14 protein-coding genes are annotated in these 16,015 nt (G+C 73.5%); 4 read left to right on the top strand and 10 right to left on the bottom strand.

The window, feature by feature from the left end; translation table 11 throughout:
* Window positions 1–85: 85 nt before the first annotated feature.
* The 6 genes from pdxT to pgsA all read right to left on the bottom strand — a co-directional run bounded on the left by pdxT (window position 86) and on the right by pgsA (window position 5,126).
* Complete coding sequence (gene pdxT, locus ACGGAQ_RS09590; protein WP_393046419.1) at window positions 86–688, bottom strand: pyridoxal 5'-phosphate synthase glutaminase subunit PdxT; 603 nt, start codon at window positions 686–688, stop codon at window positions 86–88.
* A gap of 2 nt (window positions 689–690) precedes the next feature.
* Window positions 691–1,608: a pyridoxal 5'-phosphate synthase lyase subunit PdxS gene (gene pdxS, locus ACGGAQ_RS09585; RefSeq protein ID WP_393046417.1), complete on the bottom strand. Its 918-nt coding sequence runs from the start codon at window positions 1,606–1,608 to the stop codon at window positions 691–693.
* 146 nt (window positions 1,609–1,754) lie between these two features.
* Window positions 1,755–2,258 carry a hypothetical protein gene (locus ACGGAQ_RS09580; RefSeq protein ID WP_393046414.1) on the bottom strand — a complete coding sequence of 168 codons (504 nt, stop codon included), beginning with the start codon at window positions 2,256–2,258 and terminating at the stop codon, window positions 1,755–1,757.
* A gap of 82 nt (window positions 2,259–2,340) precedes the next feature.
* Window positions 2,341–3,501, bottom strand: a complete 1,161-nt coding sequence (locus tag ACGGAQ_RS09575) for a glycosyltransferase family 4 protein (RefSeq protein WP_393046412.1) — start codon at window positions 3,499–3,501, stop codon at window positions 2,341–2,343.
* Between the two features lie 16 nt (window positions 3,502–3,517).
* Window positions 3,518–4,450 carry a phosphatidylinositol mannoside acyltransferase gene (locus ACGGAQ_RS09570; RefSeq protein WP_393046409.1) on the bottom strand — a complete coding sequence of 311 codons (933 nt, stop codon included), beginning with the start codon at window positions 4,448–4,450 and terminating at the stop codon, window positions 3,518–3,520.
* A gap of 46 nt (window positions 4,451–4,496) precedes the next feature.
* Entirely contained in the window at window positions 4,497–5,126 is a 630-nt protein-coding gene (pgsA, locus tag ACGGAQ_RS09565) for a phosphatidylinositol phosphate synthase (protein WP_393046407.1), read from the bottom strand.
* Between the two features lie 250 nt (window positions 5,127–5,376).
* Between pgsA and ACGGAQ_RS09560 the strand changes: the two genes are divergently transcribed.
* Window positions 5,377–7,533, top strand: coding sequence for an elongation factor G-like protein EF-G2 (locus tag ACGGAQ_RS09560; protein WP_393046405.1), 2,157 nt, complete (start codon window positions 5,377–5,379; stop codon window positions 7,531–7,533).
* Window positions 7,534–8,407: 874 nt separating this feature from the next.
* On the opposite strand, the gene ACGGAQ_RS09555 is transcribed toward ACGGAQ_RS09560, so the two are convergent.
* The gene (locus ACGGAQ_RS09555; protein ID WP_393046402.1) at window positions 8,408–9,466 is read right to left on the bottom strand and encodes an aldo/keto reductase; all 1,059 of its coding nucleotides are present in this window, start codon (window positions 9,464–9,466) and stop codon (window positions 8,408–8,410) included.
* A gap of 96 nt (window positions 9,467–9,562) precedes the next feature.
* On the opposite strand from ACGGAQ_RS09555, the gene ACGGAQ_RS09550 reads away from it, so the two are divergent.
* Entirely contained in the window at window positions 9,563–10,045 is a 483-nt protein-coding gene (locus ACGGAQ_RS09550) for a hypothetical protein (protein ID WP_393046399.1), read from the top strand.
* A 34-nt stretch (window positions 10,046–10,079) separates the two neighbouring features.
* On the opposite strand, the gene ACGGAQ_RS09545 is transcribed toward ACGGAQ_RS09550, so the two are convergent.
* Window positions 10,080–10,592: an HIT domain-containing protein gene (locus ACGGAQ_RS09545; protein WP_357497809.1), complete on the bottom strand. Its 513-nt coding sequence runs from the start codon at window positions 10,590–10,592 to the stop codon at window positions 10,080–10,082.
* A gap of 176 nt (window positions 10,593–10,768) precedes the next feature.
* Between ACGGAQ_RS09545 and ACGGAQ_RS09540 the strand changes: the two genes are divergently transcribed.
* On the top strand, window positions 10,769–11,497 hold the full coding sequence (locus ACGGAQ_RS09540) for a D-Ala-D-Ala carboxypeptidase family metallohydrolase (RefSeq protein ID WP_393046396.1): 729 nt from the start codon (window positions 10,769–10,771) through the stop codon (window positions 11,495–11,497).
* Between the two features lie 144 nt (window positions 11,498–11,641).
* Here ACGGAQ_RS09540 and thrS read toward each other — a convergent pair whose 3' ends face one another.
* On the bottom strand, window positions 11,642–13,651 hold the full coding sequence (thrS, locus tag ACGGAQ_RS09535) for a threonine--tRNA ligase (RefSeq protein ID WP_393046393.1): 2,010 nt from the start codon (window positions 13,649–13,651) through the stop codon (window positions 11,642–11,644).
* A gap of 189 nt (window positions 13,652–13,840) precedes the next feature.
* On the opposite strand from thrS, the gene ACGGAQ_RS09530 reads away from it, so the two are divergent.
* Window positions 13,841–14,842: a DUF1775 domain-containing protein gene (locus ACGGAQ_RS09530; protein ID WP_393046390.1), complete on the top strand. Its 1,002-nt coding sequence runs from the start codon at window positions 13,841–13,843 to the stop codon at window positions 14,840–14,842.
* Window positions 14,843–15,035: 193 nt separating this feature from the next.
* On the opposite strand, the gene ACGGAQ_RS09525 is transcribed toward ACGGAQ_RS09530, so the two are convergent.
* The gene (locus tag ACGGAQ_RS09525; protein WP_393046387.1) at window positions 15,036–15,953 is read right to left on the bottom strand and encodes an ADP-ribosylglycohydrolase family protein; all 918 of its coding nucleotides are present in this window, start codon (window positions 15,951–15,953) and stop codon (window positions 15,036–15,038) included.
* Window positions 15,954–16,015: the final 62 nt, after the last annotated feature.

Here is a 16,015-nt window from a genome sequence, read left to right as displayed (position 1 = left end):
GCCCGGGGCGGTGGCACGGCGCCGGGGCCTGCCCAGACCAACGATCCGGGGGCGGGATTCATGCCCGCCACCGCGCCTCCGCCGCTCAGGCGGCGCGCACCAGCTCCACGAAGTACGCGTGTACGCGCAGGTCACCCGTCAGCTCAGGGTGGAACGAGGTGGCCAGCAGGTTGCCCTGCCGCACCGCCACGATCCGCTCGGCGGCCGGGCCGCCGGTCACCTTCCCGATCACCTGGACTGCCGCGCCGACGCGCTCGACCCACGGCGCGCGGATGAACACCGCGTGGAACGGCTCCCCCGGCACACCGGCGACCTCCACCGGCGCCTCGAACGAGTCGACCTGCCGGCCGAACGCGTTACGCCGTACCGTCATGTCGATCCCGGCGAAGCCGCGCTGGTCGGCCCGACCGTCCAGCACCTCGGTGGCCAGCATGATCATGCCGGCGCAGGAGCCGTAGACCGGCATGCCGTCGGCGATCCGCTTGTCGATCGGCTCGCGCATGTCGAAGATGTCGGCGAGCTTGCTGATGGTGGTGGACTCGCCCCCCGGGATCACCAGCCCGTCGACCGCGTCCAGCTCGCTCGGGCGACGGACCGGGCGGGCATCCGCGCCCGCCGCGGCCAGCGCCGCCACGTGCTCCCGGACGTCGCCCTGGAGCGCGAGCACACCGATGGTGGGTGGGTTCATCCTCACCAACCGCGCTCGGCCAGGCGGTGCGGCTGCGGGATCTCGTCGACGTTGATGCCGACCATCGCCTCACCCAGACCCCGGGAGACCTTCGCCAGCACATCCGGGTCGTCGTGGAAGGTGGTGGCCTTGACGATCGCGGCGGCCCGCTGAGCCGGGTTGCCGGCCTTGAAGATGCCGGAGCCGACGAAGACGCCCTCCGCGCCGAGCTGCATCATCATCGCCGCGTCGGCCGGCGTGGCGATCCCGCCGGCGGTGAACAGCACCACCGGCAGCTTGCCGCTCTCGGCGACCTCCTTGACCAGCTCGTACGGGGCCTGCAGCTCCTTGGCCGCGACGTACAGCTCGTCGGCGGGCAGCGAGGACAGCCGGCGGATCTCCAGGCGGATCTTGCGCATGTGGGTGGTGGCGTTGGAGACGTCGCCGGTGCCGGCCTCGCCCTTGGAGCGGATCATGGCCGCGCCCTCGGTGATCCGGCGCAGCGCCTCGCCCAGGTTGGTCGCGCCGCACACGAACGGGACCGTGAAGGCCCACTTGTCGATGTGGTTCGCGTAGTCGGCCGGGGTCAGCACCTCGGACTCGTCGACGTAGTCGACGCCGAGCGACTGGAGGATCTGCGCCTCCACGAAGTGACCGATGCGGGCCTTGGCCATCACCGGGATGGAGACCGCGTCGATGATCCCGTCGATCATGTCGGGGTCGCTCATCCGGGAGACCCCACCCTGCGCGCGGATGTCGGCGGGCACCCGCTCCAGGGCCATCACCGCGACCGCGCCGGCGTCCTCGGCGATCTTGGCCTGCTCGGCGTTGACGACGTCCATGATCACGCCGCCCTTGAGCATCTCGGCCATGCCCCGCTTCACGCGGGCCGTGCCGACGACGGGGGCGGTGCCGGTGGTCGAGGCGGTGGTTTCGGGCACGGGTCATCGCTCCTTGGACGTGCGGTGGGGGTGGCAGCGAAAATGCTACGCACTGGTCAACGCCGCGCCGACAGCCAATCAGACCACCGGTGGCCTGCACTGTGGCCCTGCTCACCGCCGCGCCGGCCCGCCCGCGCCCGCCCCGGTCAGCCGGCCGGAACGTCCGCCGGCACGACGAGCGTCGGGTCGTCGATGTCGAAGTAACGCGGCCACTCCCGGCCCCGCCCCATCCGCAACAACCGCACCAGCGGACGACTGCGCGCCGACCGGGCATCGCGAACCAGGTCGGTGTGCACCTGCCGGGACAACGCGAGACGGCGGCTCGCCGCGATGACCGCCATGCAGTCCGGATCGGCCGGGTCCAGCCGCACCGAGCGCAACTGCCGGGTCAGGTCGTTCTCAGCCGCCTCCCGCTCCTGCGGCGGAGCGTCCAGCGCGATCCGGGCCGCCGCGTACAACTCGACGCCGAAACGCCGCTCCGCCAGCACCGCCGCGGCCGCCGCCCGGCGCAGCAGGTGGGCGTCGAGGGCCCGCGCCGCCAGCTCCGCGCGGCCCTGCAGCCGCTCGACCCGGCCGGCGGTCCAGATGAGGTACGCCGCAAGCACCCCCACGAGCACACTCGCGGCCACCACCCACCACATGTGCGGCATCGTAGTGCTGCTCCGTTTCTCCTCCGTTGCGCACGCCCGCGCCGGTCACCGGCGTCACCAGCCGCACCATCCGTCACCCGGCTCAGCCCAGCCCCACCCATTCCTGGTCGATGACCCGCCCGTCGGTCGCCTCGATCGCCGCTGCGTATACCTCAAGAACACGCCGAGCAACCACCGGCCAGTCGAAATTCGCCACCACCTGATCGCCGCAGGCGCTCAGCGTGGCCCGCCCGGCCGGGTCGTCGAGCAGCTCGGACAGGGCGTCGCGCAACCCCACCGCGTCTCCGGTCGGGAACAGCCGCCCCGCCCGCCCACCGTCGAGCACCCGGCGGAACGCGTCCAGGTCACTCGCCACCACCGTGGTGCCGGCGGCCAGCGCCTCGGTGAGGATCATCCCGAACGACTCGCCGCCGGTGTTCGGCGCCACGTACAGGTGCACGCTGCGCAGCATCCGGGCCTTGTCCGCCTCGGAGACCAGCCCGAGGAACGCCACCCGCTCCCGCAGTGCGGCCGGGAACTGGTCGTACAGGTCGTCCGGGTCACCCGGGCCGGCGACCAGCAGCCGTAACCCTGGCCGGGTTGCCGCCAGCGCCACGAAGGCGTCCCGCAGCACCGGGAAGCCCTTGCGCGCCTCCGTGAACCGGCCCAGGAAGCCCACGGTGCCGCCGGTGCCCGGCCCGCACTCCCCCGGCCAGCCCGGCAGCGGCTCGGCGTCGGCGAACTTCGCCACCGCCACCCCGTTGGGGATCTCCACCGCGCCGCCGTCCATGTGCTCGACCTGCACCTTGCGGGCCAGCGCGCTCACCGCGATCCGGGCGGTGATCCGCTCCAACACGATCTGCAGCACGCCCTGCGCGGCGGCCAGCACCCGCGAACGGGTCATCGCCGTGTGGAACGTGGCCACCACCGGGCCGCGAGCGGAGAGCACCGCCAGCAGCGACAGGCTCAACGTCAGCGGCTCGTGCACGTGCAGCACGTCGAAGTCACCATTGGTGAGCCAGCGCCGGACCCGCGCGGTCGAGACCGGCCCGAACGCGATCCGGGCCACCGACCCGTTGTACGGCAGCGGCACCGCCCGGCCGGCGGACACCACGTACTCCGGCAGCGGCGAATCCTCGTCCGCCGGAGCGAGCACGCTGACCTCGTGACCGAGCACGATCAGCGCCTCGGCGAGATCCATGACGTGGTTCTGCACCCCGCCGGGGACGTCGAACGAGTACGGGCACACGATGCCGATCCGCATGCGTCAGCCCACCCCTTCAGCCCTGGCCGGGGGCCGACGAGGGCAGCGCCGTGCCCTCCCCCGCCCTCCTCTGGTCCAACCACATCCGCTGCAACATGTGCCAGTCTTGCGGATGCCGGGCGATACCCGCCGCCAGACGGTCGGCGATCAGCTGGGTCAGCGACCGGACCCGCTGGTCCAGGGGCCCCACCTCGGGCCCGGGCACCGGCAGCGGGCCGGCGAGCGAGGCGCACGCCGCGTCCCGCTCGTACCACATCGAGGCCACGTACAGCGGCGCTCCGGTGTGCAGCGCGAGCAGCGCCGGCCCGGCCGGCATCCGGGTCTTCCCACCGAAGAAGTCCACCTCCACCCCCCGGGCGGACAGGTCCCGGTCGGCCAGCAGCGGCACCACCGCGCCGGCGCGTAGGCGGTCCAGCAGCACGTCGAACGCCGGACGTGGGCCACCGTGGGTGGGCAGGATCTCCATCCCCAGCTCAGCCCGGAAGGCCAGGAAACGCTTGTACACGCCCTCCGGCTTGAGTCGCTCCATGACTGTGGTGATCGGCCAACCGGTGGCCGCGACCCAGGCGCCCGCGGCGTCCCAGTTGCCGGCGTGCGGCAGCGCCACCACCGCGCCCCGGCCGGCGGCCACGTCGGCCGCCAACAGCTCGGCGCCGTCGAGCCGGAAACCGGCCAGGATCTGCTCCCGGCTCAACGCGGGCAGCCGGAACGCCTCCATCCAGTACCGGGCGTACGAGCGCAGCCCGCGCTTGACGAGATCGTCCAGCTCCGCCTCGGGCAGCTCCGGGCCGACCACCCGACGCAGGTTCGCGCGCAGTCGGGCCGTACCGCCGCCACCGCCGCGATGGGCGCGGTCCGCGCCCGCCTGGAACGCCGCCGCCACCACCGGCCGGGGCAGCGCGCGGACCAGCCGCCAGCCGGCGACGTAGCCCAGCTCGGTGAGGTTCACGCGGCCCGGCCGCCGGTCGTCCGACGCCGGGTCGCCGGCAGCCCGCTCACGCCTGGCCGTCCGGCTGGAGCTGCTGGGCCTGGCGGTAGACGTGCGCCATCCGCTGCCCCACTGTGAAGATCGAGATGGCGGCGAGCAGCCAGAGCGCGATCTCCAGCGCCGGCTTCACGCCGACGCCCGTGAGGATCCCGCCGACGCCGACGATCAGCAGCCGCTCGGTGCGCTCGGCGATGCCCACGTTGCAGGTCATGCCCAGCCCCTCGGCGCGCGCCTTCACGTAGGAGACGAGCCCGCCGGCGGCCAGGCACAGCAGCGCGGCAGCCACCCCGGAGTGGTCGCCCTGGGTGGCCAGCCAGTAGGCCACCGCGCCGAAGACGGCGCTGTCGGCGACCCGGTCCATGCTCGAGTCGAGGAACGCGCCGAAGCGGGTGGAGCCGCCGCTCATCCGGGCCATCGTCCCGTCGAGCAGGTCGGTGAGCGCGAACACGGTCACGATCAACGCGCCCGCGACCAGGTGGCCGCGGGCACCGAAGCCGAGCGCGCCGATGAGCACACCAACGGTGCCCGCGACGGTGACGGCATTGGGAGTGACGCCCGCGCGCAGGAGGGCACGTGCGATCGGCTCGACGACGCGGGTCATCCCCGCGCGGGCCGACACTTGGAAGATCTTCGCCATGGCGGTCCCCACGATAACGGTCCGCCCAGGTCCGGCGATACGGCCGGTCCCTGCGACCCGCCCGGGGCAGGCTTGTGCGTGTACGGCAACGGGTGTGAGATCGAGCCTGGAGGTGAGCCAGCTCACCCGCCCGCCCGTTGAGTTCCCGCTGTGCAGCAGACCACCGGAGGATATCGCCGCGCACTCGCCCCGGGCCGCTTCCCGTCGCGCGGCGGTCGCCACCCACCACCGGCTGAGGGAGGTGCGCCCCATGGCGCAGAAAAATCAGGACAAGGGGGCCACCGGCGGCACGCCGGTGGTGACCGACCCCGCGCGGGTTCGCAACGTGGTGCTCGTCGGGCATTCCGGTGCGGGCAAGACGACCCTCGTCGAGGCGCTGCTCGCCGCGACCGGCACCATCGGCCGGGCCGGCAGCGTCGTCGACGGCACCACGGTCGGCGACCACGACCCGGCCGCCGTACGCCAGCAGCGCTCGGTGAGCCTGTCCTGCGCCCCCCTGCTGCACAACGGCATCAAGGTCAACCTGCTGGACACACCCGGGTACGCCGACTTCGTCGGCGAACTGCGGGCCGGCCTGCGGGCCGCCGACGCCGCGCTGTTCGTCGTCTCGGCGGCCGGTGGGATGGACGCTGCCACGGTGGCGCTGTGGGAGGAATGCGCCGCTGTCGACATGCCGCGCGCTGTCGCGGTGGCCCGCCTCGACGCGCCCCGCGCCGACTTCGACGAGACGGTGGCGCTCTGCCAGCGGGTCTTCGGTGACAACGTGATGCCCCTGTACCTGCCGATGCTCGGCGACGACGGCGTCTCCACCGAGGGCCTGCTCGGGCTCATCACCCGCCGGGTCTTCGACTACAGCGCCGGGCTCCCCGCCGACGTCCGCGACCCCGACCCGGAGCACCAGCGGGCCATCGACGAGTCCCGCGACGAGCTGATCGAGGGGATCATCGCCGAAAGCGAGGACGAGACCCTCATGGACCGCTACCTCGACGGCGAGGAGATCAGCGACGACGTGCTCATCGACGACCTGGAGAAGGCCGTCGCCCGGGGCCACTTCTATCCGGCGGTGCCGGTCTGCGCCGAGACCGGCGTTGGCCTGGACGCGCTACTGGAGGTGCTGACCGCCGCGTTCCCGTCACCGCTGGAGCACGAGCTGCCGGCGGTCACCGGCGTGGACGGCTCGCCCCGCCCGCCGCTGACCTGCGACCCGGACGGCCCGCTCGTCGCCGAGGTCGTCAAGACCACCGTCGACCGCCACGTCGGTCGAGTCTCGCTGGTCCGGGTCTTCTCCGGCACGCTGCGCCCCGAACAGACCGTGCACATCTGCGGACACGGCATGGCCGAGCGCGGGCACCCCGACCACGACGCCGACGAACGGGTCGGGCACATCTACACCCCGCTGGGCGCGACCCTGCGCGAGGTCCCGCACTGCGTGGCCGGCGACATCTGCGCGATCACCAAGTCGGGCAGCGCGGAGACCGGCGACACCGTCTCGGCCAAGGACGACCCGCTGCTGATCGCGCCGTGGGAGATGCCGGAGCCGCTGCTGCCGGTGGCGATCGTCGCCCGTAGCCGCGCCGACGAGGACGCGCTGGCCCGCAACCTCGCCCGGCTGGTCGCCGGCGACCCCACGCTGCGGCTGGAGCGCAATCCGGAGACCCACCAGCTGGTGCTCTGGTGCATGGGCGAGGCGCACGCGGACGTCGTGCTGGACCGGCTGCGCGCCGGAGGCGTCGAGCTGGACACCGAACCGGTCAAGGTGTCGCTGCGCGAGACGCTTACCGTGCCGGCACGGGGGCACGGTCGGCACGTCAAGCAGTCCGGCGGCCACGGCCAGTACGCCGTCTGCGACATCGAGGTTGAGCCGCTGCCCCGCGGCGCCGGCTTCGAGTTCGTCGACCGGATCGTCGGCGGCGCGGTGCCGCACAACTACATCCCGTCCGTCGAGAAGGGCGTCCGCGCCCAGCTGGAGCGCGGGCTGGTCGCCGGCCACCCGGTGGTGGACCTGCGCGTGACCCTCGTCGACGGCAAGGCGCACAGCGTCGACTCCTCCGACGCGGCCTTCCAGACCGCCGGCGCGCTCGCGCTGCGCGACGCCGCCGAGCGCGGCCAGCCGACGCTGCTGGAACCCATCGACGAGGTGACCGTCCGGGTGCCGGACGGCTCGGTGGGCGCGGTGATGGGCGACCTGTCCAGCCGGCGCGGCCGGGTGCTCGGCACCGAACCCGACGAGGACGCCGAGGGCCGTACCCTCGTGCGCGCCGAGGTGCCCGCCACCGAACTGCTCCGCTACGCCGTCGAGCTGCGCTCGATGACCGCCGGCACGGGCACCTTCCGCCGCCACTTCGTGCGCCACGACCCGATGCCCACCCACCTGGCTGACCAGGTCCGCAAGGAACACACCCCGTAGCCCTGCGTGCCGGGCAGGCCCCTCGTGCCCGCCAAACCCCGGGTGCCGGGCAACCTTGCGTGCCCACTGAACCTGCGTAGCCGCTGACCCTGTCTGCCTGCTGGCCCTGTCTGCCCGCTGGCCCTGTCTGCCCGCGCGCCTGTCCCGGACGACTCCCCGTCGCGGGCGAGCCGTCGCGGGGCGAGCCGTCGCGCGTGGGCGGGGCGGCGGCGTGACCTACGTGTTCGCGTCCTGTCGAGCTGCCCCACATTCGGGGCACCGCTGCCGGAGCGGAGCGCATCCGCACCGACGCTGCCCCACAGTCGGGACGCCGCTGCCGGAGCGGACCGCATCCGCACCGACGCTGCCCCACATTCGGGACGCCGCTGCCGGAGCGGACCGCATCCGCACCGACGCTGCCCCACATTCGGGGCACCGCTGCCGGAGCGGACCGCATCCGCACCGACGCTGCCCCACATCTGGGGCAGCTCGACAGGACGCGACACCAGCACAGCACGCGGCGCCGCTATGGCACACGGCACCGCACGGCACCCCGACACGGCGCCGCTCGGGCCGCCACGCCCACGGCACGGCACGGGACGGCACCGCGCGGCACGCCACGCCACGCCCACGGCACGGCACGGGACGGCACGGGACGGCACCGCGCGGCACGCCACGCCACGCCCACGGCACGGCACGGGACGGCACGGGACGCCACGCCCACGGCACGGGACGGCACCGCACGGCACGGCACGGCACCGCGCGCACGGCAGGGCACCGCACGCCCCACCCCGCCACGCCCGCGAGTCGCCGATGTGGACTATCCCCAGGGGGACGGCACGCGACGGGGCGGCACCGGCGTCGGACAGGGGCCCCGCCGCGCGCGGTGTGCGGGTCAGGGGTGAGTCGTGGGGTGCGTGGGGCGGGGCCAGTGCGGGCGATCGGCGTCGCGCAGGGCGGCGGTGCGCAGGGCGGCGAGTTGGCGTTCCACCTCGACGAACTGGTCCGGCGCCAGCGGCCCTCGGCGCAGCGCGGCGGCGTTCTCCTCGACCTGGGCGACCGTACGGCAGCCGGGGATCGGGATGGTGCGCCCGCTGCGTGCCCAGATCCAGCCCAACGCGCCCTGGGCGAGGGTGCGCCCGTCGGCGGTCAGCGCGGCGCGGACCGCCCCGACCCGGCGCAGCCACTCCGGCGCGGGCCGTCCGCCGCGGAACCACTCCAGCCAGCCCGGCGCCAACCCGCGCACGTCGTCGCGGGGCAACGTCGACGCGGCCGTGTACTTGCCGGTGAGCAGGCCCATCCCCAGCGGCCCCTGGTTGACGCTGGCCAGGTCGTACTTGTCGCAGACGGCGAGCACCTCGGGGGCGTCGCGCAGCACCGACAGGGCGTGCTGCACGGCGGTGGCGCCGGAGGCGGCCTGTCCGAACGCGGCGGCCCGGTCCGGTCGGTCGGTGCTCCACCCGTACGCGCGGATCAGGCCCTCGGCGACCAGGTCCTCGCAGACGCCGATCAGCGCCTCCGCGCGGGGCACCGGCAGGTCGGCCAGGTGCAGCTGGTAGAGGTCGATCCGGTCGGTGCCCAACCGGCGCAGCGACGCGGTCACGGCCCGCCGCAGGTACGCCGGTGACGCGTCCTCCCCGGTCGCCTGCCGGGTCGCCTCGTCGAACGTGTAGCCCCACTTGGTGGCGATCACGGCCTCGTCCCGGCGGCCGGCGAGGGCCCGCCCCAGCACCCGCTCGCCGTGCCCCGCGCCGTACGTGTCGGCGGTGTCGAAGAGGGTGATGCCCTCCTCGAGCGCGCGGCGTACCGCCCGCACGGACTCGTCGTCGTCGACCGCGCCCCAGCCCAGCGGCTGGCTGCCCTCCGCCCAGGGACCGGCGATCGCCCAGCACCCCATGCCGAGGGCGCTGACCTCGATGCCGCTGCGCCCCAACATCCGTGTCGTCACTGCCATCGGCCGATCGTGCCACCTTCACCGGGCGGGGCGTAGCAACTCCCCACGCGGAAACGCGGTACGCGCGCGCCGGGGCCGTACGGCATGATCGACGCCATGCGACGGCTGGGCGTGGACATCGGCGGTGTGCTCATCGAGCCAGCCGACGACGACGCCGACACCTCCTTCTTCGGCGCGCACTACCTGCGGACGCCGATGGTGGACGGGGCGTTCGACGCGCTCGCGGCGCTCGGGCCGGCGTTCGACGAGGTGCACCTCGTCTCCAAGTGCGGCGAGTCCACCGAGCGGCGGACCCGGGAGTGGCTGGCCCACCACGATTTCACGGCCCGCACCGGGATCCCCGTCGAGCGGGTGCACTTCTGCCGCACCCGGCCGGCGAAGGCGCCGATCGCCCGGCGGCTCGACCTGACCCACTTCGTGGACGACAAGCTGGAGGTGCTCGGCTACCTCGACTCGGTGCCGCACCGGTTCCTGTTCCGACCCCGCCCGGCGCAGGTCGCCGCGTACGCCGCGTTGCTGCCGCTCGTACACCGGGTGGAGAGCTGGCCGGAGCTCGTCCCGCTGCTGCGCGCCGACTAGCCGGACCGGCGCGGACGCCGCGCGGGCGGCGCGGTCAGGACGGCCAGGCGCGGGCGAGCAGGTCGCGGGTGTCGCCGAGCAGCTGGGGCAGCACCTTGGTGCGGCCGATCACCGGCATGAAGTTCGCGTCGCCGCCCCAGCGCGGCACCACGTGCTGGTGCAGGTGGGCGGCGATGCCGGCACCGGCCACCCCGCCCTGGTTCATGCCCAGGTTGAAGCCGTGCGCGTTGCTGACCTTGCGGATCACCCGCATCGCCGTCTGGGTGTACGAGGCGAGCTCGACGGTCTCCGGCTCATCGAGGTCGGTGTAGTCGGCGACGTGCCGGTACGGGCAGACCAGCAGGTGCCCCGGGTTGTACGGGTAGAGGTTGAGCACCACGAAGACGCGCTCGCCGCGGGCGACCACCAGGCTCTCCTCGGTGGGCAGCCCGGGGGCCAGACAGAACGGGCAGCCGGTCGGCTTCTCGTAGCCCTCGGCCGGGCGGTCCTCGCCGGAGATGTAGGTCATCCGGTGCGGCGTCCAGAGCCGATCCAGGCCGTCCGCCATGCCGTCGCTGTCCGTGTGCCGCTCCGCCCCTGTCACGAGCCGATCCTACGGAGCCGCGTGGGCCAGCCGCGACACCCGTCACCGGGAAACTCCTTGCTGCAAGTTGTTGACGGATTACCGCCGAGACCTGAAACTTCCATGCATTCAGGCACTCGAATAAATGAATGGAGAGCTTCATGGTCCGACGACTCGGCAGGGTCATCGCGGCGCTCGCGCTGGCCGTCGCCACCACGGTGACCGGGGTCACCCTCACCGCCAGCGCCGCGCACGCGGACGGCTGCTACACCTGGGGTCGCACCCTGTCGCAGGGCATGTCCGGCGAGGACGTCCGGCAACTCCAGATCCGCGTCGCCGGCTACCCCGGCTACGGCGCCGTGCTCACCATCGACGGTGCCTACGGCCCCGCCACCCGGTCCGCGGTGGTCCGCTTCCAGCAGGCGTACGGGCTGGGCGCGGACGGCGTCGCCGGCCCGCAGACCTTCAACCGGCTGTACGCCCTCCAGGACGACGACTGCACACCGGTCAACTTCAGCTACGCCGAGCTGAACAACTGCAACAGCACCTGGTCCGGCGGAGCGGTCGCGGCGAGCACCGCCCGCGCCAACGCGCTCGTCTCGATGTGGAAGCTCCAGGCCCTGCGGCACGCCCTCGGCGACGTGCCCATCGCGATCAGCAGCAGCTTCCGCAGCTACGCCTGCAACAGCGCGGTCGGCGGGGCCTCGAACAGCCGGCACCTGTACGGCGACGCGGTGGACCTGGTCGGCTCACCGTCGCTGTGCCGGCTGGCCCAGCAGGCCCGCAACCACGGCTTCGGACAGATCCTCGGCCCCGGCTACCCGGACCACAACGACCACACCCACGTCGCCGCGGTCGGCGGCTGGTCGGCACCCACCTGCGGCATCTGACCAGGCCGACGCCCGCTTCGGGCATGATCCCCCCCCCCCCCCCCGAACATGGAAGTAGTGGCCTCCCAGGAGCGGGAGGCCACTACTTCCTGGATCAAGCACGATCATGACGCGCGGCGCGCGGCGCGCGGCGCGCGACGCCGGCTACTCCGGTGCGGCCGACGGGCCGACGTTCGTGCGAGAGGTCACCACGTCGAGGATGTGGGTGACCGCCTCGGCGATCGGCACGCCGTTGCGCTGGGAGCCGTCGCGGTAGCGGAAGGACACGGTGCCGGCCGCCACGTCGTCGTCACCGGCGATCACCATGAACGGGATCTTCTGCTGCTGCGCCGTACGGATCTTCTTCTGCATCCGGTCGTCACCCGCGTCCACCTGGGCCCGGATGCCCTCGGCCCGCAGCGCCGCGACGAAGCCGTGCAGGTAGTCGGTGTGGTCCTCGCGGATCGGGATGCCCACCACCTGCACCGGCGCCAGCCACGCCGGGAACGCCCCCGCGTAGTGCTCGGTGAGCACCCCGAAGAACCGTTCGATCGACCCGAACAGCGCCCGGTGGATCATCACGGGCCGCTGGCGGCTGCCGTCGGCGGCCTGGTACTCCAACCCGAACCGCTCCGGCTGGTTGAAGTCGACCTGGATGGTGGACATCTGCCAGGTTCGGCCGATCGCGTCGCGCGCCTGCACGGAGATCTTCGGCCCGTAGAACGCCGCGCCACCCGGGTCGGGCACCAACTCCAGACCCGAGGTCTCGGCGGCGGTCCGCAGCGCCTCGGTCGCCTCCGCCCAGTCCTCGTCGGCGCCGATGAACTTGGGCGAGTCGTCCCGGGTCGAGAGCTCCAGGTAGAAGTCGTCCAGCCCGTAGTCGCGCAGCAGGTCCAGCACGAAGCTGAGCAGCGTGGACAGCTCGCCGGCCATCTGCTCGCGGGTGCAGTAGATGTGCGAGTCGTCCTGGGTCAGGCCGCGGACCCGGGTCAGGCCGTGCACGACACCCGACTTCTCGTACCGGTAGACAGTGCCGAACTCGAACATCCGCAGCGGCAGTTCACGGTACGACCGCCCGCGCGACCTGAAGATCAGGTTGTGCATCGGGCAGTTCATGGCCTTGAGGTAGTAGTCCGCGCCCTCCAGCTGCATGGGCGGGAACATGGTGTCCGCGTAGTACGGCAGGTGCCCGGAGGTGTGGAACAGCTGCGCCTTGGAGATGTGCGGGGTGTTGACGAACTCGTACCCCGCCTCCTCGTGCCGCCGCCGCGAGTAGTGCTCCATCTCGCGGCGGATGATGCCGCCCTTGGGGTGGAAGACCGCCAGGCCCGAGCCGATCTCGTCGGGGAAGCTGAACAGGTCCAGGTCCGCGCCGAGCTTGCGGTGGTCGCGCCGGGCGGCCTCCTCCAACAGCTTCAGGTACGCCTTGAGCTCGTCGCGGGTCGGCCACGCGGTGCCGTACACGCGCTGGAGTTGGGGGTTCTTCTCCGACCCGCGCCAGTAGGCGGCGGCCGAGCGCATCAGCTTGAACGCGCCGATCAGTCGGGTGGTCGGCAGGTGCGGACCCCGGCACAGGTCCGACCAGCAGACCTTGTCCTCCTTGGCGTCGAGGTTGTCGTAGATGGTCAGCTCGCCGCCGCCGACCTCCATCACCTCGTCGGTGTCCAGGCCCTCGCCCTTGACCTCGATCAACTCCAGCTTGAACGGCTCGTCGGCCAGCTCGGCGCGCGCCTCGTCGAGGCTGCCGAAGCGGCGGCGACGGAACCGCTGCCCGGACTTGACGATCTCCTGCATGCGCTTTTCGATCTTGCTGAGGTCATCGGGCTGGAACGGCTTGGCGACGTCGAAGTCGTAGTAGAAGCCGTTCTCGATGGGCGGGCCGATGCCCAGCTTGGCCTCGGGGAAGATGTCCTGCACGGCCTGGGCGAGCACGTGCGCGGTGGAGTGGCGCAGCACGTTGAGCCCGTCGGGCGAGTCCAGGCTGACCGGCTCAACGACGGTCTCCTCGGTCGGCGCCCAGTCCAGGTCGCGCAGCTGACCCTGCGGGTCGCGGACCACGACGATCGCCTTGGGGCCGTTCGCGGGCAGTCCGGCCGCGGCCACCGCGTCGGCCGCCGTCGTCCCGGCGGCGACGACGACAGGGTCGGCCACGGCGGGGGTACGGGGTGCGGACACGGTGACTCCTCCAAGCAGTACGAAACGATGCCGGTCCTCGGCTCCTGCCGATGCTATCGGTCCACCCCCTCGCGGCCGGGAAGGGCACCTTCCTCGCGTCCGGCGTTGAACCTTTGGCGCCTGCCAGCCGAACTAGAAGGTGTGGCCGGAAACCGGAGCCGGTCGCGTCGAGACGGATGGGGGCACGAGATGGCGAGCACGCACGGCGGAGGCCGCCCGCGGCGAATCGCGGCGGTGACCGCGCTGACCGCCGCGGGGCTGCTGCTCTGGCCCGGTACGGCGGCGCACGCCGCGGACGTGACGACCACTCCGACCGAGGCACGGCAGGGCGACGCCGTACGACTGGAGTTCAGCGTGCCCGAGGAGCGGGCCGGCACGAAGACCACCCAGATCGAGGTCCGGTTGCCGGCCGACGCCCCGGTGGGCGAGGTCTACCCGATGTCGGTCGACGGTTGGGCACCCAAGATCAGCACCCGTACGCTGGACAAGCCGGTGGCCGGCATCCACTCCTCCGGGGTGAGCACCGTGACCACGGCGGTGACCTGGGTCCGCGTCGGCGCGGGCGCGTCCGGCCCGGCCCGGCTGGCCCTGTCCATGGGCCCGCTGCCGCAGGCGGAGCGGCTCACCTTCGAGGTCGTCCAGACGTACGCCGACGGCACTGTCGTCCGGTGGGCGGACGCCAGCGGCGCACACCGGGCCCCGGTGCTGACGCTGTTGCCCGCGGCGGCGGGTGCGGCCGGGCCGGTCGGGCACGGCGGGCACGGCGCTCCGGCGGCCGGCGCGGCGAACGATCCCGCCGCCGGCGCTCCGGGCGCCGACGGCGGTGAGGCGTCAGTGGACGCCTCGGGCGGCTCCGGCGAGGAGTCCGGCAGCGCCGACGCGATGCTCGCCGCCGGGCTGCTGGCCGGCCTGGGCGGCGGCGCGGCGATCGGCTGGCTGGTCAGCCGGTGGCGGCGACGCGACCCGGCCGAGGACGCGGCCCTGGCCGAGGTCACCGGCGACCCGGACGACGCGCCAGCACCGAACGACGCACCGGCACCGGGCGAGGCAACGGCATCGGACGACGCGACCAGGGCGGCGATCGACGCGACGACGGCGGCCGTCACCACGACGCCGGCCGTCACCACGTCGGCGGCGTCCGTCGACGCGGCGGAGGCGGTTCCGGTCGGCGCTCCGGCCCGCAACGGCTGAACCACCGCCGGACCCCGAAACCTGGCCTCGCCCCATGATCGACACGACATCGCCGATGTCGGGCTGTCCTGCGGCCGGGTTACCCCGATATCGGCGATGTCGAGTGGATCACGCCCGGCCTCGGCAGGGGCCGACCGGCGCGGCCGGAGGGTCGCCGCCGGCACGGCAGCGGCACGGCGGCGCGGCGCGGCGGTCAGGGTAGCCAGGTGGGCAGCGGCTCGCGGGCGGCCAGCCACGCCTCGGGCACCCCGCCCGGCGTGCCGACGCCGGTGTACGCGGCCACCACCGCGCCGGTGATGGCCGCCGTGGTGTCCACGTCACCGCCGGCGCGTACGCAGACCCGGATGGCCTCCGGGTAGTCGTCGAGGTGGGTGGCGGCCACCCAGAGCGTGAACGCGACGGTGTCCTGGGCCGTCACGCGGGCGCCGTTGCCGAGCGCCGCCACCACGCGGGACAGGGGCCGGCCGAGCAGCCCGACGGCGCGGTGCACGCCGCGGTGCACCTCGGTGCCCGGGTCGACCGCGGCGGCGATCCCGGCCAGGAGCCGGGCCGGGGCCGGTCGGTGTCCGTCGAGGCGGGCCCGGGCGGCGAGCGCGGCGGCGACCGCCACCGCGACCGCGCCGGCGATTCCCTCGGGATGCGCGTGGGTCACCTCGGCCGAGGCGCGGGCCTGCGCGGCGGCGCGGGCGGTGGAGTCGGCGAAGTACGCGCCCAGCGGGCCCACCCGCATGGCCGCGCCGTTGCCGCAGGAGCCCTGGCCGTCGAAGGCGGACGCGGCGGCCACCGGCCACGGGGTGCCGGTGCGGATCAGCCGCAGGATCAGCATCGCGCCGGGGCCGTACCCGCGCCGGGCGTCACAGCGCTGCGCGAACGCCAGTGCCAGCCGGTCCGGGTCGATGCGGCCCGTCGCGGCCAGTTCCGCGACCACCGAGCAGGCCATCTCGGTGTCGTCGGTCCACTCCCAGGGCGCGGGCGGCAGCGTGGCGTCGGTGAGGTCCTCCGGCGGCCCCGGCAGGAAGAACCGCGCGCCGAGCGCGTCGCCGGTGGAGAGGCCGGCGAGGCTGTCCCGGGCGAGCGCCAGGCGGGCGTCGGCGAACAGGGTGAAGGACATCGTTGTACCAGCTTGCCCGGTTCCCAGGCACGTCGCAACGCGATCAACTTGCCAGGCCAAGT

Origin of the sequence: Micromonospora sp. NPDC047557 (genome assembly GCF_043205095.1) — a bacterium.
Lineage (GTDB): Bacteria > Actinomycetota > Actinomycetes > Mycobacteriales > Micromonosporaceae > Micromonospora.
This window is presented reverse-complemented; position numbering and strand designations above follow the sequence as displayed.